Genomic DNA, 20,837 nt, shown 5'->3' with positions numbered 1-20,837 from the left:
GTGGTGGGGGCCCGGCGCCCGCCGGGGGGAGGTCGGACGCCGGGGGATCGGGCGGGTCAGTCGACCCGGGTGAGCTTCCACTGCTGGGCGGGGGTGCCGTTGCAGGTGTACTGGTTCAGCTGGATGCCGTCGGCGGTGGTGGCGCCGGGCACGTCCAGGCACTTGCCGCCGGCCACCGACACGAGGCGGTACACGCCCGAGCCGGAGGGCTCCACCCGCCAGCTCTGGTTGGGACCGCCCCAGCAGGTCCACTGCTGGAGAAGGGCGCCGTCCGCCGTGGTGCTGTCGCCGGGCACGTCGAGGCACCGGCCGCCGGCCGCCGTCAGCGTGAACGCGCCGTTCCCGGCGTCGCTCAGGCGCCACCGCTGGGAGGCGCTGCCGTTGGACGGGTTCTGGACGACCGCAGCGCCATCCTCCACCGGTGCGGACAGCGCGTCAACGGCCTTGCCGCTGGCCGCGTTCGTCACGGTGAACGTACCGGCGCCCACCGGGCCCACCGGTCCCGGCGGACTGCAGTCGGCCTGGACCGCACCCGCCGCCAGGCGGATGCCGCCGAGGAGCATGGCCCGGAAGGCGGGGTCCTTGTAGGACTCCACCGTGTGGCCCATCCCGGTGTACCAGGACCGGCCGCCCTGGACGTTCTGGCACCAGGTGATGGGGTGGTCGCCCATCCGGTCCCCCGGGTCGTAGGTGGACTCGTCGACGGAGGCGAGGACGTGGACGGAGCCCCGGGGGTTCGTGCGGAAGTTGTACCACTCGTCCCATCGGCTCCAGGTGGCGGGCAGGTGGGCGGTGCTGGGGTTGGTCCGGTCCTCGACGACCACCGTGGCCTGCTGCTCCTCGGGGTGGCTCTTGAAGTACGCGCCGACGACCTGGCCGTAGAAGGGCCACTGGTACTCGGTGTCGGAGGCGGAGTGGATGCCCGCGTAGCCGCCGCCGGCGCGGATGTAGCCCTCGAAGGCGGCTTTCTCGGTGGTGTTGAGGACGTCGCCCGTGGTGAGGGCGAAGACGACCGCCTGGTAGTTGGCGAGGTTGGCGGGGGTGAACACGGTGTCGTCCTCGGTGGCGTCGACCGTGAAGCCGTTCGCGGCGCCGAGGTCCTTGAGGGTCTGGACGGCGGTGGGGATCGAGTCGTGCCGCCAACCGCTGGTCTTGGAGAAGACGAGCACCTTGAAGGTGGGCGGGGCGGCATCGGCCGCGGAGGAGGCTGCGGGGACGGTGAGGGTGAGTGCGAGGCCGAGGCCCAGCGCGGGCAGGAGCCTTCCGAGGGGGAGCATGCGAACTCCTAGGGAGGGGAGCAGGAGGGGCCGGGAGAGGGCTGGGGGAAGGACCCGGCGCCCACCGCGGGTGGGCGCCGGGTCACCGGTCAGTTGACCTTGCTCAACTTCCACTGCTGGGCGGGGGTGCCGTTGCAGGTGTACTGCTCCAGCTGGACCCCGTCGGCGCCGGTGGCGCCCGGCACGTCCAGGCACTTGCCGCTGGCCGCCGACACGATCCGGAAGGCGTCGGCGCCTACGGGCTCCACCTTCCACTTCTGGTTGTCACCGCCCCAGCAGGTCCACTGCTGGACCAAGGCGCCCTCCGTGGAGACCTTGTCGCCCGGCAGGTCCAGGCACTTGCCGCTGTTCAGCGGCTTCAGCGTGAACGCCCCGTTCCCGGCGTCGTTCAGCGTCCACTGCTGGGAGGTCCCACCGGTGTTCGGGGTCTGGACGACCGCGGCGCCCTCGTCCGTGGACGCCGCCCGCACGTCGACGGCCTTGCCGTTGCCCGCGTTCGTCACCACGTACCTGCCACCGGCCTGCGGGCCGGTCGTCACGGAGACGCCCTTGCCGCCGAAGGTGAAGGAGTTCACGTTGAACGAGGACGCCCCCGTGGCCCGGAACACCGCGTACAGGGTGTGGCTGCCGCCGGGGTCGGCGACCGGGACGGGCGCCGTGGCGGCGAAGGTCTCCCATCCGCCGGTGGCCGGGACGGCGATGGTGGAGACGAGCGTTCCGGTCGGCGAGTCGGCGCGCAGCTCGATCGTGCCGCCGCCGTCGGAGGGCGAGGACACCCGCGCGAAGACGCTGTCGATCCCGGACAGGTTCGTCGGGTCGAACGAGATCCAGTCGCCGTCGCCGATCGTGCCGACGACCCGGCCGCCCTCGGCTCCGGCCGACGGCAGGATCTCGGTGCCGGAGTGGCCGGTGTAGTGCGGGGCCTGCTTGCGCTTGGGCTGCAGGGTGATGCTGGTCGTGCCGGCGAGTCCGTTCGAGCTGGTGTAGTCGGCGGTGAGGACCATGTAGATGTCGGCGAACTCGCCGTGCCCGGACGCATTGGTCGTGAACGTCCCGGAGCAGCCGTTGATCTGACCGGTCTCGTGGGTGTGGGTGTGGTCGTGGCCGAGCGCCGGGGACACCTTCACCTTGGAGCAGTCGACGGGGCCGCCGTCGGGATCGGTCACCTCGACCGTGTAGCTGACGCTGTCGCCCCAGCCGAAGAAGCCTCCGTCCGGCGGGTTGGTGAAGCGGACCGTCGGGCGGACCACGCCGACGGCGACCGGCACGGTGACGGCGGCCGACTTCCCGCTGGCGTTGGTGACCGTCAGCCGGGCCTTGAACGTTCCCTTGTCGGTGTACGTGTGGGTGGGGTTCGCGTCGGTGGACGTCGAGCCGTCCCCGAAGTCCCACAGGTAGGTGAGCGCTTCACCACCGGGGTCGACGGTGCCCGCCGAGGAGAACGCGACGGCCAGCGGCGGCTGTCCGGAGTCGGGCGTGGCGCTCGCCTTCGCGAGTGGGGCCTGCTTGCCGGAGACGTAGTCGATCCGAAAGATCCCGGCGTCCTTGTTGTCGTGGCCGAAGCCGTTGCCCCACTCGGCCATGTACATCGCGCCGTCCGGGCCGAACTTCATGTCGATCGGCCCGCGCGGCTTCAGGTCCGCGGGGAACGGGTTGATCTTGAGGAGCTCACCGGAGGAGTCGAGCTTGAACTCCTTGACGAAGTTGCGGCTCCACTCGTAGAAGAACGGCGTCTTGTCGTAGTACTCGGGGAACTTGCGGTCCGAGGGGTTCGCCGGGTCGTAGTGGTAGAACGGGCCGCCCATCGGGGCCGCGCCCTGCCCGTGGTCGATCTCGGGGAACTGCTTGGAGGGATCGTAGGTGTACCAGACCGTCGCTGCCTTGGTCGGCGGCAGGTCGGTCAGCCCGGTGTTGTTGGGCGAGTTGTTGACCGGCTTGTCGCAGTCGAACTTCGCGCCCGAGGTGCGGGTCGCGAAGTCGTACTTGTTGTACGGGATCTTGTTCGCCACGCAGTACGGCCAGCCGTAGTTGCCGGGTTCCTTGATCAGGTCCCAGGTGACGTGCCCCTCGGGGCCGCGGTTCGCGTTCGGCACCGAGGCGTCGGGCCCGTAGTCGGCGGCCGAGATCCACCCCGTGTCCTTGTCCACGGAGAACCGGAAGGAGTTGCGCATACCCATCACGTAGACCTCGGGCCGGGTCTTCGCGGTGCCGGGCGCGAACAGGTTGCCCGCGGGGATCGAGTAGCTTCCGTCGGCCTCGGGGTGGATGCGCAGGATCTTGCCGCGCAGGTCGTTGGTGTTGGCGGCGGAGCCCTGCGCGTCGAACCTCTGCCGGCCGGGCCGCTCGTCGATGGGGGTGTAGAGGTCGGACTCGAACGGGTTGGTGTCGTCACCGGTCCCGATGTAGAGGTTGCCGCCGGGGCCGAACGCGAGGTAGCCGCCGGTGTGGCCGGGCTCGTTGTCACGGCCGACCGGGACGTTCAGCAGCTGCTTCTCGCTGGCCGTGTCGAGGGTGTCGTCCGCGTTGACGGTGAAGCGGGAGAGCCGGTTCACCTGGGGGCTCTTCGGCGCGTAGTAGAGGTAGATCCACCGGTTGTTGGCGAAGTCCGGGTCGAGCGCCACGCCGACCAGGCCGGCCTCGCCGCCGTCGTAGACGTCCAGCTTGCCCGCGCGGTGGGTCTCCGGCACGCCGTCGTGCGTGTGGATGACGTTGAGCTCACCGGAGCGGGAGACGTAGAAGACCTTGCCGTCCGGGGCGACGTCCAGCGCCATCGGCTGGGTGGGGCGCCCGTCGAGGGTGACCTTCTGGAAGCTCTTGGTGACGGTGCCGCCGCAGTCGCCGGCCGCGCTGCCCGCGGCCCACTTGATGCCGCCCAGCAGGTGCTGCTTGAACAGCGGCTCGGAGTAGGCGGAGGACTCGTGGCCCATGGCGGTGGCCCAGACCTTGCCGCCCTCGGTGCTGCGGCACCAGGAGATCGGGTGGTCGGGGCCCATCTTCTTCGGCCCGGCGTCGTAGGTCGTCTCGTCCGCGGTGACCAGGACGTGCACGTCGCCGCGCTGGTCCTTGTCGAAGTTGTACCACTCCTCGGCGCGGTTCCAGCGGTCCGGCAATCCCTGGGTGGACGGGTGGACCTTGTCCGCGACCTTGGCGGTGCCGTTCAACACGCCGTCGGAGTGCTCGGTCATGTGGGCGCCGCCCATCAGGACCTGGTCCCACCACGGGAACTGATCCTTGATCCTCATGTCCGTGGCGTTGTGCACCGCGACGATGCCGTGACCGCTGTGCACGTAGTCCTGGACGGCCTGGCGCTGGGCGTCGGTGTCCCAGACCATCCCGGAGGTCTGGAACATGACGACGGCGCTGTAGGTGTTCAGGCTCGCCGAGTTGAAGACGTTGGCGTCCTCGCTCCGGTCGACCTGGAAGTTGTTGTCGGCGCCGAGCTGCTTGAACATCTGCACACCGGCGTCGATGGAGTCGTGCCGGTAGGAGCCGGCGGCGGTCTTGGTAAACAGCAGCACCTTGAACGCCGGCTCCGCCGCGTGGGCGGCGGGTATCTGCAGGAGCGCGGCTCCGAGGACGGAGGCGCCGAGCGCGGCGAGGCCGCGCTTCAGTCTCGATCGTTGCACTGTGCTTCTCCAGTGGTGAGTGGAGGAACGTGGGGGTTGGTCAGTGCTCAGAGGGTGCGCAGGAACGCCAGGCCGTCCGCGGCCAGAGCGTCCGGGCTGGGGGCCAGAGGACGCCAGATGGATGCCGCGGTGGCGATCGTCGTGTTGTCGGGGGTGAAGGACTCGATGACCAGCGGGCCGGCGTAGCCGGCGAGGCCGACGGCCTCGGTGAACGCGGGCCAGTCGAAGTGGTCGGCGCCCGGGGCGCCGCGGTCGGTGCCGCAGACCTGGAGGTGGACGAGCCGTTCGGCGGCCGTCCGGACGGCCTGGGCCGGGCTCCTCTCTTCGATGTTGAGGTGGTAGGCGTCGAGCGCGAGGCCGCATCCTTCGGGAAGGGCCTCCAGGGCCTGATCGACGGTGTTGATCAGGCTGGTCTCGTAGCGGTTGAGCGGTTCGACGCCGATCCGCACCGACCGCTGGGCCGCGTAGTCCACGACGGGCTTCAGGTTCTCCTTCAACTCGGCGTACACGCGGTGGCGTTCGTCGGTGTCCAGGTGCCAGGTGCGGCCGACCGAGGCGTAGGCCGGGCCGCTGATCGCCGGGGCTCCGACGGCGACGGCCACGTCCACGCAGTGCCGCAGGTAGTCCTGGGTGTCACGGACGGTCCCGGGCGGGGCGGCGACCAGCTCCCGGCCGGGCGGCATGACGAGCACCACCGAGGCGGCCAGTGCGTGGGTGTCCAACAGCTCGGCGCAGTAGCGCGGGTCCCACTCGCCGGGCTGCTCCACGGGGAGTTCGATCACGTCGAACCCCAGGGTGGCGACGTGCGGGACGAGCCGTTCCAGGGTCACGGTGGTCAGCGGGGAGGTCCAGACCCAGGTGTTGACGCCGATCTCGTACATCTACTTGCCACCCCATGCCTGCGGGTAGCCGGGCAGGGTCTCGCACCCGCACAGCGCGTAGTGCAGCGGGGGCATGCCGGGCTTGAGGTAGGTGGGGAGGCTGTCCTGGGTGATGGTCGGCTGGGGAAGGTTCCAGACCTTGGGCACGCTCTCGCCGTTGAGGATCTTCAGCGCCGCGATCACCGGGGTGCGCCACTGGTAGGTCGGGTAGGTCGGGGCCACCGCCGTCAGCTTCGCGTCCTTCCACTTCTGGAGGAAGTCCTGCTGGTCCTCGCCGTTGATCGGCGGGACGGGCTGCCCGGCGTCCTCGAACGCCTCGACGGCGGCGACGGCGGTGGCGCCGGCGTCCATCCAGACCCCGTCGAGCTTGCCGTGGCGCTGGATGTAGTTGGAGACGATGCTCTTGGTCCTGGCGGCGTCGCCGTCGGTGAACTCCACGCCCACCACGTTCAGTTGGCTCTTGTCGAAGGCGATCTTCGCCGCGGACCAGCGGGTCTCCAGGGCGTCCACGCCGGGCAGGATGCGCAGCGCGAGCACCTTCCCGCCGGGCTTGACCTTCTGGGTGAGGAACTCGGCGCCGGCCGCGCCGAAGGCGTAGCCGCCGATCGGCTTGATGAACGTGACGGGGCAGTCGGTCTGCACGCCCCGGTCGAAGACGATGACCGGGATCTTCCCGCAGGCCGCCTTGACGGCCGGGGTGAGCGTGGCGGTGGTGTTGGGCGAGACGATCAGCGCGTCGCAGCCCTTGGCCTGGAGCTCGGCGATGTCGGAGATCTGCTTGTCGTCCTTGCCCTCGGCGTCCAGGACGGTGAGTTCGGAGATCTCCGGGTGGCTCTTGGCCTCGGCCTGCATGGACTTCCAACCGACCTGCCGCCACGGGTTGTTGGTCGCGGCGTTGGAGAAGCACAGGTGGTACGGGCCGGCCTTCTTGTACTTCGCCGTGTCCACGGGCTGGGGGTCGATGGCCTGCTCCCACGGCTTGTCGGCCGGGCCGGTCGGCGTCTTGGTGCGCATCGCGAGCTGGGAGTCGTAGTCCGCCTGGACGAAGAACTTCGACTGGTCACCGGTGTTCGGCGTGACGCCGGCGTGGGCGGTGCTGTCGCCGTTCGCCGTCATGTCGGTGGAGCAGGCCGCCAGCGGGAGCAGCACGGCGAACGCGGCCGCGGCGAGGAGGCGTCTGCGGGTGAGGAGCATGGTGGTCCCCTATGCGGTGGAGGCGGAGCGGCTGCGCCGCGGAAGCTGCACGGTCCCGAGGGCGACCGCGGCGATGAGGATGAGGCCCTGGACGGTGTACTCCATGGCCCCGGAGATGCCGTGCAGGTTGAGGAGGGTGAAGAGGGACTGCAGGGTGAAGGCTCCGGCGATGGCCGCGACGACCGAGCCGCGACCGCCGCCGAGCACCACGCCGCCGACCACGACGGCGGTGATCGCCTTGAACTCCAGGCCCTGTCCGACCTTGGCGGAGACGCCGGCGAACCCGCCGAGCAGGATGGCGCAGACGGCGGCGGACAGTCCGGAGAGGACGAACGCCAGCGTCTTGACGCGGTGGACGCGCACACCGGACAGCCCGGCGGCCAGCGGGTTGTCTCCGGTGGCGACGAGGGTGCGTCCGAAGTCGGCGCGCATCAGGGCGATGACGGCGGCCACGGCTGCGGCGAGGATGAGCACCGACCACGGCACCGGTCCGAGGCTGCCGCGCCCGAACCGGCGGAACTCCTGCGACAGGGCGCCGCGCGGGGCTCCGTCCGTCCAGAGGAAGACCGCGCCCGAGAGGATCAGCAGCGTGCCGAGCGTCACGATGAACGACGGCACGCGAAGCCGCGTGGTCACCAGCCCGTTCACCGCACCGACCAGCGCCCCGACGGCGAGCAGCAGCGCGATCACCGGCCAGGTCGCCCCCGACTCGCCGTCGATGAGCCGGGCGGCGACCACGACTTCGGCGGTGACGAGCGAGCCGACGGACAGGTCGAACTCGCCGGAGACGATGACGAAGTACTGTCCTGCGGCGAGGATGGCCAGCGGAGCGGACCGTTTGACGAAGGCCAGGAGGCTCTGGGGTTCGAAGAACGAGGGGTTGGCGACGGCGATCGCGACGAGCAGGACGGCCAGGACGCCGAGGATGGGCAGGTTTCGCTTCATCGGGCGAACCTCCTGCGGGCGTAGATCGCCAGGGCGGCGACGAGGACGACGCCGCGCACCACGTCCTTGGCGAAGGAGCTGATCTCGAGCTGGTTGAAGATGCTGTCGAGGACGGCCAGGAGGGCCACTCCCCCGACGGTGCCCGCGACCCCGCCCTTCCCGCCGGCGAGGGCGGTGCCTCCGAGCACCACGGCGGCGATGGACTCCAGGTCGTAGCCGCCGTCCGTGCCGACGGTGGGCGAGCCGGCGCCGAGCCGGGCGGCGAGCAGCAGTCCGGCGGCGCCGGCGGCCAGCGAGCAGAGCACGTGCGTGGTGACGATGACCCGCTCGGTCCGCACCCCGGACAGCCGGGCGACCTCGGGGTCGCCGCCGACGGCGAAGATGCGGTAGCCGAGAGCGGTGCGGCGCAGCAGGAACCAGGCCGCCGCCGCGATCGCCAGCCACAGCAGGGCCGCGACCGGTACGGGCCCGATCCGGTCGTAGCCGAGGTGCTGGAAGGATTCGGGGACGCTGCCCGCGGGCCCGGCGTACCGGCTCTCCAGGATGCCCTTGATGATCAGTGAGACGCCGAGGGTGGCGATGAACGCGTGGACCTTGAGCTTGGTGATGACCAGTCCGTTGACGAGCCCGGTCAGGGCGCTGACGCCCAGGACGGCGGCGATCGCCGGGACGACTCCGTAGTCGGCCATGGTCTCGGCGGCGACGAGGGAGCACAGGCTGATGAGGTAGGTGACGGACAGGTCGAGTGACCCGGCCAGGATCGCGAGGGTCTGTCCGACGGCGACGATGCCGAGTGCGGCCGAGCGCTGCTGGATGCCGACGATGTTGCTCTGGCCGAAGAACTGGCCGCCGTCGACGGTGAAGACGATCCAGCCGACGACGAGCAGGACGCCCAGGGCGAGGAACACGGGACGGGCGGGGCTGTCGGCGGCGAGGGCCCGTAGCGCGGGTCTCTTCGGCGCGAGCGTTTCGAGCTGCTGGGTCATGACCCGGCCGCCAGGTGCATCACGGCTTCCTCCGTGGAGCCTGCGGGCAGGTGGCCGGCGATGCGTCCTTCCCGCAGGACGATCACGCGGTCGCTCATGCCGATGAGTTCGGGCAGCTCGGAGGAGATCATCAGGACGGCCATGCCGTCCTCGGCGAGTTCCCGGACCAGTTCGTGGATGGCGGCCTTGGCCCCGACGTCGACGCCGCGGGTGGGTTCGTCGAAGATCAGCACCTTCGGTGCGACCGTCAGCCACTTGGCGAGCACCACCTTCTGCTGGTTGCCGCCGGAGAGGTGGCGCACCTCCTTCTCGGGGCTGGGCGGGGCGAGACGGACGCGCCGCAGTACGTCCAGGACGGAGTCGCGGTTGGCGGCCCTGCCGGTCCGCGCGACCAGGAGGGCGTTGTCGCGCACCGACTGGTGCAGGACGAGGCCCTCGGACTTGCGGTCCTCGGTGACCAGTCCGATGCCCGCGGCGATGCCCTCCCGGACCGACGCGGGGCGGCTCGGGGTCATCTCGCCGCGGGTGAACGGCTCGGCGCCGAACAAGGCTTTGGCCAGTTCGGTACGGCCGGCGCCCTGCAGCCCGGCGAGGCCCACGATCTCCCCGGCGCGCAGCTCGAGGGTGATGTCGTCGAGCCTGTCGTTGCCGCCGCCGCGCACCGAGAGCAGGACGTCGGCGGCGGGGCGGGTGGCGCGGGGCGGGTAGTAGTCCGTCAGTTCGCGGCCGACCATCAGCCGGACGAGTTCGGCGGTGGTGAGTTCGGAGATCGGCAGCGTGGTGACCTTGGCGCCGTCCTTGAGGACGGTGACGCGGTCGGCGAGTTCGAAGATCTCGCGCAGCCGGTGGGAGATGTAGAGGACGGCGATGCCGCGCTCGCTCAGCCCGCGGACCAGGCGGTACAGCAGCTCGACCTCGTGCTCGGCGAGCGCGGCGGTGGGCTCGTCCATGACGACGATCCGGGCGTCCACCGAGAGGGCCTTGACGATCTCGACGACCTGTTGCTGGGCGACCGAGAGCCGGCGGACGAGGTCGCGGGGGCCGAAGGACTCCTCGCCGATCTCGTCGAGCAGCCGGGCGGTGGTCGTCTCCATGGCGGCCCGGTCGACCAGGCCGCGGCGCACGGGCTCGCGGCCGAGGAAGACGTTCTCGGCGACGGTGCGTTCGGGCAGGAGGGTGAGCTCCTGGTAGATGATCGAGACACCGGCGCGCCGGGCGTCGAGCGGGTGCCCGAACGCCACGCTGCGGCCGTCGAGTTCGATCGTCCCCTCGTCGGGGGTGTGCACCCCGGCGAGGATCTTCATCAGGGTGGACTTCCCGGCGCCGTTCTCGCCGATGAGGGCGTGCACCTCGCCGGCCGTCACCTCCAGGTCCACGTCGGTCAGTACCCGGGCGCCGGGGAAGCTCTTGCCGATGCCCTTCATCGTCAGCACGCGACCCACCCGCCTTCCTTGACGGAGCGTAGGGCGGCGTCGGTGAGGTGGGCCGCGCGGGAGCCGTCGTCGAAGGTGGGCAGGCCCTCGCGGTGTTCTCCGCCGATCGTGGCGTAGGTGTCGGCGACGAAGGCGTCGAAGCAGTCGTGGAAGCCCTGCGCGTGGCCGGCCGGGAGCGGGGAGTACGGCCTGGCGGCGGCCGAGAGGGTCATCGGGTCGCGGATCAGGGCCTGGGAGGAGGTGCGGCCGCCGAGCCACAGGTGCTCGGGGTTCTCCTGGTCGAAGGCGAGGCTGCCGGAGGCGGCGGAGATCTCGAGGAAGAGCCGGTTCTTCCGGCCGGGGGCGACCTGGCTGACGGCGACCGAGCCGAGCGCGCCGGAGGCGGTGGTGAACTGGACGGTGGCGAGGTCCTCGGTGCGGACCGGGCCGCTGGTCACCCGGTCGGCGACGACCACGGAGGTCTGCGCGCAGACCTTGGTGATGCGGTCCCCTGTCACGAACTCGGCCAGGTCGAACCAGTGGGAGCCGATGTCGCCGATCGTGCGGCCGGGCCCGCCCTGCTCGGGGTCGATCCGCCAGTTGTCGTCCGTGGACCTCAGCAGCCAGTCCTGGAGGTAGCCGCCCTGGATCAGGCTGACTCGGCCGAGGCCCGCCAGTCTGGCCCTGGCCTCACGGATCATCGGGTGGAAGCGGTAGACGAAGGGGACGGCGGCGACCGCTCCGGTGTCCTGCGCGTGAACGGCCATCAGGGCCGCGGTCGGTGCGTCCGTCGCCAGCGGCTTCTCGCAGACGACGGCCAGGCCGGCGTCCAGCGCCTTCAGGGCGATGGGGGCGTGCAGGTGGTTGGGCGTGCAGACGTGCAGGACGTCGATGAGGCCGGAGCCGATCAGCTCCTCCGCCGACTCGAACGCCTTCTCCGCACCGAGGCTTCGGGCGCCTTCGACGGCTCTGTCCACGCTCACTCCTGCGATCCCCACCAGCCGGGCACCGGCTTGTCGGACGGCCCTGGCGTGGACGCGGCCGATGAAGCCACTTCCGACGATTCCCACCCTGAGTTCCGCCGACTGTCGTCGTATGTCGAGCATGTTTCAGAGAGTAGGAACTACTTATGACGGCCGTCAAGCATAAGTACGGTTCTCGTTATGATTAAGTACGGCTGGCCGGCCGACGGGCGGCGGGTGCGACGAGAAGGAGACGCGAAGTTGACCACTGAAGCGGCGGGCGCGGGCGCCCTCCTGGCGATCCTGCGCGACGGTCAGGCCCGGACCCGCGCCGAGTTGATGCAGCTCACGGGGCTGGCCAGGTCCACCGTGTCGCAGCGGCTCGACGCCCTTCTCGACCAGCAGTGGATCGTGCCGGCCGACGACGCCATCTCCTCCGGTGGCAGACCCGCGGTGGCGTTCGCCTTCAACGTCGGGGCGAGGATCGTCCTCACCGCCGACCTCGGCGCCACCCACGCCCGGATCGCCGTCACCGACATGACCACCCGGGTCGTGGCCGAGCGCAGCCAGGACATGCCGATCACCGAGGGGCCCGAGCCCGTACTGGGCTGGCTGGTCGAGGAGTTCACGGGCCTGCTGGCCGAGTCCGGGCACACCCTCGCCGACGTCTGCGGCGTCGGCATCGGCCTGCCCGGGCCGGTCGAACACACCACCGGACGGCCGGTGAACCCGCCGATCATGCCCGGCTGGGACGGCTTCGACGTGCCCGGGTGGCTCGGCCCGCGGATCGGCGCGCCCGTCCTCGTCGACAACGACGTCAACATCATGGCGCTCGGGGAGCACTGGGCCGCCAGCCCCGAGGTCGCGCACCTGCTCTTCGTGAAGGTCGGCACGGGGATCGGCAGCGGCATCATCACCGAGCACCGCCTCCACCGTGGGGCACAGGGCGCCGCCGGGGACATCGGCCACATCCGGGTGGCCTCCGCCGGCGACCGGCTCTGCCGCTGCGGCAACACCGGCTGCCTGGAGGCCGTCGCCGGTGGCGCGGCCCTCGCCGCCCGGCTGCGGGAGGAGGGCATGGACGCCGCCGACGGCCGCGACGTGGTCAGGCTGGTCCGCTCCGGGAATCCGAAGGCGATCCAGCTGATCCGCCAGGCCGGGCGCGACATCGGCGACGTCCTCGCGACGCTGGTGAACTTCTTCAACCCCGGCGTGATCATCATCGGCGGCGACGTCGCCGACGCGGGCGAGCACCTGCTGGCCGGCGTCCGGGAGGTCGTCTACCGCCGCTCCCTCCCTCTCGCCACCCAGCACCTGACGATCCGGGGCCGCCAACTCGGCGACCGCGCCGGCGTCATCGGCGCCTCCGTCATGGTCATCGAACACGTCCTCAGCCCCATGGCAGTGGACCGCTCGGTCGCGAGCGCCGAGCGGTGAGTGAGCGAGCGCCGTCCCAGACCTTCTCCTTGTAAGAGGATTTAACTATTCGAGAACAGGGAGAGCAACGGCCCGGACTGCGGGGCTTGATAACGGATCGGCAACGTCGGGTCGCGCGGAGATTTTCTGTGACCTGGACCGTCGGCGCCCGTCTCCTCCGGGTGGAGGAGCATCACCGGTGCCGCCCGCCTCGGGCACTCCCGGTCCTCCGTGTGACAGCGCGCCCCGCCCCGGGGCAGCCGCCGTCACGGAAACCTGTTGCCAACCGATCCCCGGGACGCACGACGCGAGGTCGGACGCCCGGGGAGTTAAGGAATGCGCGCATGGCACGCACAGATCTCCGCACCACCCGCTCCGGTCGGCGGCCACTCGGCCGCCGGGCGCTCGCCCTGGCCGCCGCCACCGCCACGACGGTGCTCGCCGGAGGCCCGTTCACCGCTCCCGCCGCGGCCGAGCCGGGGCCGGAGGTGACGGACCACCACGCGGTGGTCCTGGTGAACTTCCGCAACGCCTCGCTCTCCGACGCCAAGGTGGTGCACGAGAAGGCCGTTCAGCAGTTCTTCAAGTCCAAGGACTCCGTCGCCGCGTACTACGCCACGAACTCCGGCGGGCGCGTGGCCGTGGTACCGGCGCAGGGCGACGGCGTCTTCGGACCGTTCGACATCGACATCGACAAGTCCCAGTGCGATCCCGGCAAGATCGCCGATCTGGCCGCCAAGGCCATGCCGGCCGACGTGAAGCGCGATCACCTGTCGATCGTCATGCCCGGCGGCAACGCGTGCAGTTGGTGGGGTCTGGGCTCGCAGCCGGGGCCGACCACCTGGTTCCAGGAGGGAGCGATCAACGGCGACGACACCACCGCCGCCCTCCACGAGTTCGGGCACAACATGGGCTTCCCCCATCAGGGACGCGCGCTGTGCCCCGTCGGGCAGTTCACCAACTGCTCGGGCGACGGGACCAGCCACATCACCCCCATGGGCGGGGGCGGCGGTCACAAGGGGCTGTCCTCACCCGAGCTCATCGCCAAGAAGTGGCTGCCCGCCGACCGGATCGTCTCGCCCAAGACGACCACGACGGTCCACCTCACCCCCCTCCACGCCCCGGCGGCCGCCGGTGGCTCCCGGGTCGTCGACATACCCTTCGGCAGCGACGGCGACCGGGTCGTCCTCGAGTACCGCACCAATGTCGCCGACAGCGTGGACACCGACGTCGAGAACCCGGGCGTCTTCGTCTTCCTGGTCCGCGGGGGGAACTACCTGTACCCGGACAACCTCCGCAACACCACGGAGGACAAGGCCAAGATGGTCGGCTCCTTCACGGGCACCGAACCGATGACCGACCTCGCTCACCACATCAAGCTGAGCTACAGCAAGATGACCGCCGACGGGGTCGACGTCACCGTCGACCTCGCCTTCCAAGGCGCCCAGTCCGGCACCGCGAGCGCCACGCCCGGCGCGAGCAAGGGCGCGGACGCCGCTCCCAAGCCGGCCACCACCGCCCCCCGTACGACGCCGAGCGCGAGCCACTCCCACCCCGGTGACACGACCGAGGACCTGGCCTTGGCCAAGTCGCCGGTCAAGGCTTCCGACCAGTCGGCGTCGCCCGCCGCCAAGGGCCCGCAGCTCGCCGCCACCGGCGGCAGCAGCGTCATGGTCCCGACGCTGATCGGCACCGCCCTCCTCGGCGGAGGTGCGGTGCTCGTCCTGCGCCGCCGCCGCCAGGTGCGGCACCGTCGTCACTGATCCGGCCGAATCGGCCTGATCGATGGAGGGGTCGTCCTCGCGGACGGCCCCTCCCCCCACCTGCCCCGGGCCCCGGTCAGCCGTGGCTGTTGCCCCACAGGGTCCTGTCGTCGACGTTGTCCTTGGTGACCAGGGGGGCGGGGAGCTCGTCCTCCAGGCCGTTGGCCAGGAGCTTGATGGTGGACTGGTGGTCGGTGGGGCCGGGCTGGAAGTACCTGCCCTCGGCGGCGGCCTTCGCGTAGAAGAGCGCGTACTTGGCGTACAGGTCGGCGGGCTGGGAGACGGTCGCGTCGATCTGGCCCTTGCGGATGGCGTCGAGCTCGGCGGGGATGCCGTCGTTGGAGACGATGGCGATGTGGCCGCTCTGCCCGGCGGGCTTGAGCAGGCCCTTCTGCTGCAGCAGGGCGATGGTGGGCTGGAGGAAGACACCGCCGGCCTGCAGGTAGATGCCGCCCAGGTCCGGGTGGGCGGCCAGCGTGGACCGGAGCTTCGCGGAGGCGACGTCCCCCTTCCACTCGGTGGCCAGCTCGATGACCTCGATCCCCGGGAAGTTCCGCTTCATGCAGGCGGCGAAGCCGTTCGAGCGCTCGTAGCCGTTGATCGAGGCGAGGGAGCCCTGGAGCTCGGCGACCCTGCCCTTCCCGTGCAGCTGCTGGCCGAGGAACTCGCATGCCTTGGAGCCGTAGGAGCGGTTGTCGGCGCGGACGACCATGTACACCTCGCCGCCCTCCGGCTCGGTGTCGACGCTGACCGCACGGATCTTCTGGCCGTTGAGGCTGTCGAGCAGCGGCTGCAGGGCTCTGGTGTTCTGCGGCGCCATGACGATGGCCTTGGGGTGTTGGGCGGCCAACGCCTGGATGTTGGCGGTGAACGTCGCCTCGTCGCCGTTCGAGGCCGTCGGCGGCAGCATGTTCAGCCCCAGGCTCTCGCTCTCCAGCCGGACGTACCTGGCGTACGCCTTCCAGAAGTCGGAATCGGTGCTGGGGGTGTCGATGCCTATCCGCGGCGGTGCTCCGTTCGGCTCGGCACTGCCGCCGCACGCGCTGAGGCATCCGGTGAGCAGGACCGCGGCGCCGCACAGGCAGGTTCTCCGGGCCTTTCGTCTCTTCATTCGTCAGACCGTCCTTCGGGTGGGGTTCTCGCACCGGGTGGCGGAGACGGCGGAGGTCCGAGGCCCCGGCCCGCCACCGAAGCGGGCAGGCCGGGGCCGGGGAGCGAAAAGGGCCGGAGCAGCGCGACCAGGTTCCCCGACGGACTGGTGGCGCCGCTCCGGCGGCTTCAGGTGGTGGTACCGGTCACTCCTGCTTCTCTCCCGAGGCGTAGCGGGAGATGATCAGCGCGATGATGATGATCGCGCCGTTGAGGAACTGGTTCCACAGGGGTGGCACTCCGGCGAGGGTCATGACGTTGACCACGAGCTGGAGGGTGAGGACACCGGTGAGGGCGCCGAAGAGCGTGCCCCGGCCGCCGTTGAGGCTGACGCCGCCGATGACGGTGGCGGCGAAGACCTGGAAGATCCAGCCGTTGCCCTGGTCGGCAGAGATCGAGCCGTAGTGGCCGGTGTAGAGGATGCCGGCGAAGGCGGCGAGCAGTCCGCCGAGGATCAGTACGGCCCAGACGATCCGGTCGACGCGGATACCGGCCGCCCGGGCGGCCTCCGCGTTGCCGCCGATCGCGTAGAGGGCGCGGCCGTGCCGCAGCCAGGCGAGGGCGCTGCCGCCGGCCAGGAACAGCAGGGCGCAGATCCAGATCGCGGCCGGGACGCCGAGCCAGCTCGCGCTGCCGAGGTAGCGGAAGGAGTCGGGCACGTTGACGATGGACTGGCCCTGGGAGACGGCGACTTGGAGGCCGCGCAGCAGGGTGAGCGCGCCGAGGGTGACGATGAAGCCGTTGAGGCGCAGCTTGAGGATGAGGAAGCCGTTGATCGCGCCGATGAGGGCGCCGACCAGCAGGCACAGCGGGATGGCGCTCCACTCCGGGAAGAGGCCGAGGCCGTTGAAGCGGGCGCCGTGGTCGGGCAGGACGAGCCAGACGGCGATCACGGGGGCGACGCCGATGGTGGATTCGAGGGACAGGTCCATCCGGCCGGCGATGAGGATGAGCGCCTCGGCGAGGACGAGCAGGCTCAGTTCGGTGGCCTGCTGGCCGACGCCGAGGAGGTTGTCCGAGGTCAGGAAGGCCGGGGAGACGATGAATCCGATCACGCCCAGGACCAGCAGGACCGGGACGAGCGACAGGTCGCGGTAGCGGGCGAGGTCGAAGCGGCGCCCGGCGGGGGCGGCGACCGCCGCGGCGGGGACCTCAGTGGTGGGAGTCATGGGGTTCCTTCGTATCGGTCGGGCCGGTCATGCCCTCCATGGCCGCGACCAGTTGTTCGTCGTTCCAGCCGTGCTCGAACTCGGCGACGACGCGGCCGTGGAACATGGCCAGCACGCGGTCGCAGACCCGCAGGTCGTCGAGTTCGTCGGAGACGATCAGGGCGGCCTTGCCGTCGTCGGCGACCTGGCGGACGGTGCCGAGCAGGGATTCCTTGGACTTGATGTCCACGCCGTTGGTCGGGCGGATCGCGACCAGGACATGCGGTGCGGTGGCCAGTGCCCGGGCGATGACGACCTTCTGCTGGTTGCCGCCGGACAGGGCCGACACCGGGGCGGAGGCCCCGGGTGTCTTGATGTCCAGGTCCTTGATCATCCGCTCGGCGAACGCCCGGGTACGGGAGGGCAGCACGGTGCCGTAGGGGCCGAGCTGGTCGGTGACGGTGAGGGTCGCGTTCTCGGCGACACTGCGCTGGGGCACCAGGCCCTGGACGTGGCGGTCCTCGGGGACGAACCCGATCCCGGCCGCGAGGGCGGCGTGGACCCGTCCGGTCCGGACCGGACGCCCTGCGACGGTGACCGTGCCGCTGCCGGGCCTGTGCAGGCCGGCGAGGGTCTCGCCGAGCTGCACGTTGCCGCTCGCGGCCGCCCCGGCGAGCCCCACGACCTCTCCGGGGCGCGCGGTCAGGGAGAAGTCCTCGTAGACGCCGGCCAGGGTGAGACCGGAGACGTCCAGCAGCGGGTCGCCGTCCGATCGTGCTCTCCCCTTCACCGACCACGCGGGCTCGGCGCCACCCGCCCTCTCGCCGGTCATCGCCTCCACCAGCGCCTGCTGGTCCAGCCTGACGACCGGGGCGGTGACGATGTGCCGGGCGTCGCGGTAGACCGTCACGGTGGTGCAGAGCTCGTAGACCTCCTGCAGGTGGTGCGAGATGAACAGGAAGGCGACACCCTGTTCCTGCAGTGAGCGCAGCTTCTCGAAGAGCTTCTCGATGCCGCGTGCGTCGAGCTTGGCGGTGGGCTCGTCCAGGATGATGAACCGGGCGCCGAAGGACAGCGCCCGGGCGATCTCCACGAACTGGCGCTGCTCGACGGTGAGGTCCTCGGCGCGCGCGGTGGGGTCGACGTCGACGCCGTACTCGGCGAGCAACTCTGCGGCTCGGTGGCGCAGTTGCTTCCAGCTGATCGGGCGCAGCGCGCCCGCGCTCTGCCGGTCGAGGAAGAGATTCTCTGCCACGCTGAGCGCGGGGATGATCGTGGAGCGCTGGTAGACGCAGGCGACCCTCGAGCGCCAGGCGTCGGTGTCACCGGGAGCCGGTGCCGGTTCGCCGTCGAAGCGCAGGGAGCCGGTGTCGGGCGTCTGCAGTCCGGTGAGGATCGAGACGAGCGTGGACTTGCCCGCGCCGTTGCGGCCCACGAGGGCGTGCGACTCACCGGGCTCGACCGAGATGCGCGCGGCGCTCAGGGCGACGGTGGCGCCGAAGCGCTTGCTGATCCCGTCGGCCTCGACGACCGGGCCCCGGACGGGGCTGGGGTCCGCCATGGGGATGTCCTTTCCGCTGGGGGTTCCGTGAGTGGCGGCGAGCAGCCTGCCGCCACTCACGGCTCTGGGGACTACTTGCTGACGTTGTTGCCCCAGAGGCTCTTGTCGTCGACGTTGTCCTTGGTGACCAGCGGCGCGGGCAGCTGGTCCTCCAGGCCGTTGGGCAGCTGGATGATCGTGGACTGGTGGTCGGTGGCGCCGGGCTGGAACGTCTTGCCCTCGGCGCCGGCCTGCGCGTAGAAGAGCGCGTACTTGGCGTACAGGTCGGCGGGCTGGGAGATGGTGGCGTCGATGTCGCCCTTGCGGATCGCGTCGAACTCCTGCGGGATGCCGTCGTTGGAGACGATGGCGATGTGGCCCGGCTGGCCAGCCGGCTTGAGCAGGCCCTTCTGCTGGAGCAGGGCGATGGTGGGCTGGAGGAAGACGCCGCCGGCCTGCATGTAGATGCCGCCCAGGTCGGCGTTGGCGGCCAGCGTGGACTGGAGCTTCGCGGAGGCGACGTCCCCCTTCCACTCCGTGGCCAGCTCGATCACCTGGATGTCGGGGAACTTCTCCTTCATGCAGGCAGCGAACGCCTCGGAGCGGTCGCGGCCGTTGATGGAGCTCAGCGCGCCCTGGAGTTCGGCGACCTTGCCCTTGCCGCCGAGCTGCTTGCCGAGGAACTCGCACGCCTTGGTGCCGTACGCCTTGTTGTCGGCGCGGACGACCATGTAGACGTTGCCCTTGTCGGGGCGGGTGTCGACGCTGACCACCGGGATCTTCTTGCCGGAGAGCTGTTCGAGGGTGGAGGCGATGGCACCGGTGTCCTGGGGGGCCATGACCACGGCCTTGGCCCCGGTGTTCTGGAAGACCTGGACGTTGGCGACCAGCTTGGTCACGTCGTTCTGCGAGTTGCTGACCGGCAGGGTGTTCAGGCCCTGGGAGGAGGCGTCCTTCTTGACGTACTGCGCGTAGGAGTTCCAGAAGTCGGAGTCCGCACGGGGCAGGTCGATGCCGATCGCCGCCTTTCCGCCACCGGAGGAGGACGAGGAGGCCGAGTCGCTGCCACGGTTGCAGGCCGTGGCGGCCCCCGCCAGGACGACCACGGCGGCGGCGGTGGCCGCGATTCTGGAGGAGCGAGGCTTCATGGTGCTGATCTCCTTGGCTGGGATGCCGGCTTCCTCGGGACTGGCGGGAAGCGGTTCGGTCCGGCGCGGGGGAGCCGAGCGGCTCGTCCCCGCGGGGTGGCGGAGCAGAGGGAGCAGAGTGAGGGGGGAATCGGCCTCCCTCCCGGCCCTCATCCGGGAGGGAGGCCGATTCCCCGGTCCGGCGGGCCCGCGACGGGGGAACGGATCACGCCTCCGCAGTCATCGGATGGATTGCGGTAGTGAGGACTTTACGAGGGCGCCATCAGGCTGACAAGAGAAGACCTCGGATGATTCCCATTCGTAACATCCAGGTGTCCAACCTGCATTGTCAAGAAGTGTTACGCCTCGTTCCGACCCGTACACGCAACAAGGCGATCCACCGAGCGAGGACGGCAGAGATCCAAAGATGTCCCAAGACATCCGATGACTTCTTGCGATGAAGTGCCCTGGCTCGTATGGTCAGGGCACGGCAGAATCATCCGATGTGTTGCCGGCGGAGGGCCACGACCTCCGGAACTACGACAGGAGACACCGCATGAAGCTACTGCGTATGGGGGCTCCGGGGGCGGAAATCCCGGCCGTCCTCGGCGAGGACGGGTGCACCTACTCCCTCTCGGGCCTGACCGCCGACATCGACGGGCCCTTCCTCGCCTCGGACGGGATCGACCGGGTCCGGGACGCACTGGCCGCGGGCACCCTGCCGACCATCGACCCGGCCGACCAGCGGATCGGCCCTCCCGTCGCCCGCCCGGGCAAGGTGGTCTGCATCGGCCTCAACTACCGCGACCACGCCGAGGAGACCGGGGCCGCCGTCCCCGAGCGCCCGGTGGTCTTCATGAAGGACCCGTCCACCGTGGTGGGCCCGTACGACCAGGTGCTGATCCCCCGCGGGTCGGTGAAGACCGACTGGGAGGTGGAACTCGCCGTCGTCATCGGCCGCGAGGCCCGCTACCTCGCCGACGCGGAGGCGGCGCGGGAGTGCGTCGCGGGCTACGCGATCAGCAACGACGTCTCCGAGCGGGAGTTCCAGCTGGAGTTCTCCGGCCAGTGGGACCTGGGCAAGTCCTGCGAGAGCTTCAACCCGCTGGGCCCCTGGCTGGTCACCCCGGACGAGGCGGGCGACCCGCAGGACCTCGCCCTGCGCCTTGCCGTCAACAGCGAGACCCGCCAGAGCGGCCACACCAAGAACATGGTCTTCGACGTCGCGTACCTCGTCCGGTACCTGAGCCAGTACATGGTGCTGCGCCCCGGCGACGTCATCAACACCGGCACCCCGGCCGGTGTGGCCCTGGGACTGCCCGGCAACCCCTACCTGCGCGACGGAGACACCGTCGAGCTGTCCATCGACGGCCTCGGCACCCAGCGCCAGACCTTCCGCAACGCGTGAGAG

At 70.5% G+C, this 20,837-nt stretch carries 15 protein-coding genes; 3 read left to right on the top strand and 12 right to left on the bottom strand.

Annotation, left to right across the window (positions count from 1 at the left end; genetic code table 11):
• Positions 1-56 precede the first annotated feature (56 nt).
• The 8 genes from IH61_RS42595 to IH61_RS0106280 form a co-directional block, all read right to left on the bottom strand.
• The gene (locus IH61_RS42595) at positions 57-1,277 is read right to left on the bottom strand and encodes a ThuA domain-containing protein (protein ID WP_051836379.1); all 1,221 of its coding nucleotides are present in this window, start codon (positions 1,275-1,277) and stop codon (positions 57-59) included.
• A gap of 89 nt (positions 1,278-1,366) precedes the next feature.
• Positions 1,367-4,903, bottom strand: coding sequence for a ThuA domain-containing protein (locus IH61_RS0106310; RefSeq protein ID WP_107057061.1), 3,537 nt, complete (start codon positions 4,901-4,903; stop codon positions 1,367-1,369).
• Between the two features lie 47 nt (positions 4,904-4,950).
• A complete protein-coding gene (locus IH61_RS0106305) occupies positions 4,951-5,784 on the bottom strand; it encodes a sugar phosphate isomerase/epimerase family protein (protein WP_031066192.1) in 834 nt (277 codons plus the stop codon).
• Positions 5,785-6,978: a substrate-binding domain-containing protein gene (locus IH61_RS0106300; protein WP_031066190.1), complete on the bottom strand. Its 1,194-nt coding sequence runs from the start codon at positions 6,976-6,978 to the stop codon at positions 5,785-5,787.
• A 9-nt stretch (positions 6,979-6,987) separates the two neighbouring features.
• Positions 6,988-7,923 (bottom strand): ABC transporter permease, encoded by a 936-nt coding sequence (locus IH61_RS0106295; protein WP_031066184.1) that lies wholly within the window; start codon positions 7,921-7,923, stop codon positions 6,988-6,990.
• A complete protein-coding gene (locus IH61_RS0106290) occupies positions 7,920-8,909 on the bottom strand; it encodes an ABC transporter permease (RefSeq protein ID WP_031066181.1) in 990 nt (329 codons plus the stop codon). Before IH61_RS0106290 ends, IH61_RS0106295 begins: the two co-directional genes overlap by 4 nt.
• Complete coding sequence (locus IH61_RS0106285) at positions 8,906-10,342, bottom strand: sugar ABC transporter ATP-binding protein (RefSeq protein WP_031066177.1); 1,437 nt, start codon at positions 10,340-10,342, stop codon at positions 8,906-8,908. Before IH61_RS0106285 ends, IH61_RS0106290 begins: the two co-directional genes overlap by 4 nt.
• A complete protein-coding gene (locus IH61_RS0106280) occupies positions 10,336-11,427 on the bottom strand; it encodes a Gfo/Idh/MocA family protein (protein WP_078910880.1) in 1,092 nt (363 codons plus the stop codon). Before IH61_RS0106280 ends, IH61_RS0106285 begins: the two co-directional genes overlap by 7 nt.
• 117 nt (positions 11,428-11,544) lie before the next feature.
• Here IH61_RS0106280 and IH61_RS0106275 point away from each other — a divergent pair, with 117 nt between their 5' ends.
• Positions 11,545-12,720 (top strand): ROK family protein, encoded by a 1,176-nt coding sequence (locus IH61_RS0106275; protein WP_031066171.1) that lies wholly within the window; start codon positions 11,545-11,547, stop codon positions 12,718-12,720.
• A gap of 323 nt (positions 12,721-13,043) precedes the next feature.
• Positions 13,044-14,462, top strand: coding sequence for an LPXTG cell wall anchor domain-containing protein (locus IH61_RS49495; RefSeq protein ID WP_031066168.1), 1,419 nt, complete (start codon positions 13,044-13,046; stop codon positions 14,460-14,462).
• 76 nt (positions 14,463-14,538) lie between these two features.
• Here IH61_RS49495 and IH61_RS0106265 read toward each other — a convergent pair whose 3' ends face one another.
• The 4 genes from IH61_RS0106265 to IH61_RS0106250 form a co-directional block, all read right to left on the bottom strand.
• Positions 14,539-15,573 carry a sugar ABC transporter substrate-binding protein gene (locus IH61_RS0106265; protein WP_031066166.1) on the bottom strand — a complete coding sequence of 345 codons (1,035 nt, stop codon included), beginning with the start codon at positions 15,571-15,573 and terminating at the stop codon, positions 14,539-14,541.
• 184 nt (positions 15,574-15,757) lie between these two features.
• Complete coding sequence (locus IH61_RS0106260; protein ID WP_031066162.1) at positions 15,758-16,780, bottom strand: ABC transporter permease; 1,023 nt, start codon at positions 16,778-16,780, stop codon at positions 15,758-15,760.
• Positions 16,764-18,320: a sugar ABC transporter ATP-binding protein gene (locus tag IH61_RS0106255; RefSeq protein WP_037971763.1), complete on the bottom strand. Its 1,557-nt coding sequence runs from the start codon at positions 18,318-18,320 to the stop codon at positions 16,764-16,766. The genes IH61_RS0106260 and IH61_RS0106255 overlap by 17 nt, the downstream gene beginning before the upstream one ends.
• 71 nt (positions 18,321-18,391) lie before the next feature.
• The gene (locus tag IH61_RS0106250; RefSeq protein ID WP_031066156.1) at positions 18,392-19,447 is read right to left on the bottom strand and encodes a sugar ABC transporter substrate-binding protein; all 1,056 of its coding nucleotides are present in this window, start codon (positions 19,445-19,447) and stop codon (positions 18,392-18,394) included.
• Positions 19,448-19,982: 535 nt separating this feature from the next.
• Between IH61_RS0106250 and IH61_RS0106245 the strand changes: the two genes are divergently transcribed.
• On the top strand, positions 19,983-20,834 hold the full coding sequence (locus IH61_RS0106245) for a fumarylacetoacetate hydrolase family protein (RefSeq protein ID WP_031066153.1): 852 nt from the start codon (positions 19,983-19,985) through the stop codon (positions 20,832-20,834).
• Positions 20,835-20,837 lie beyond the last annotated feature (3 nt).

This window comes from Streptomyces sp. NRRL WC-3742 (assembly GCF_000720635.1).
GTDB lineage: Bacteria > Actinomycetota > Actinomycetes > Streptomycetales > Streptomycetaceae > Kitasatospora.
Note: the sequence above shows the minus strand (reverse complement) of the source record. Positions and strands in the feature narration are given on the sequence as shown.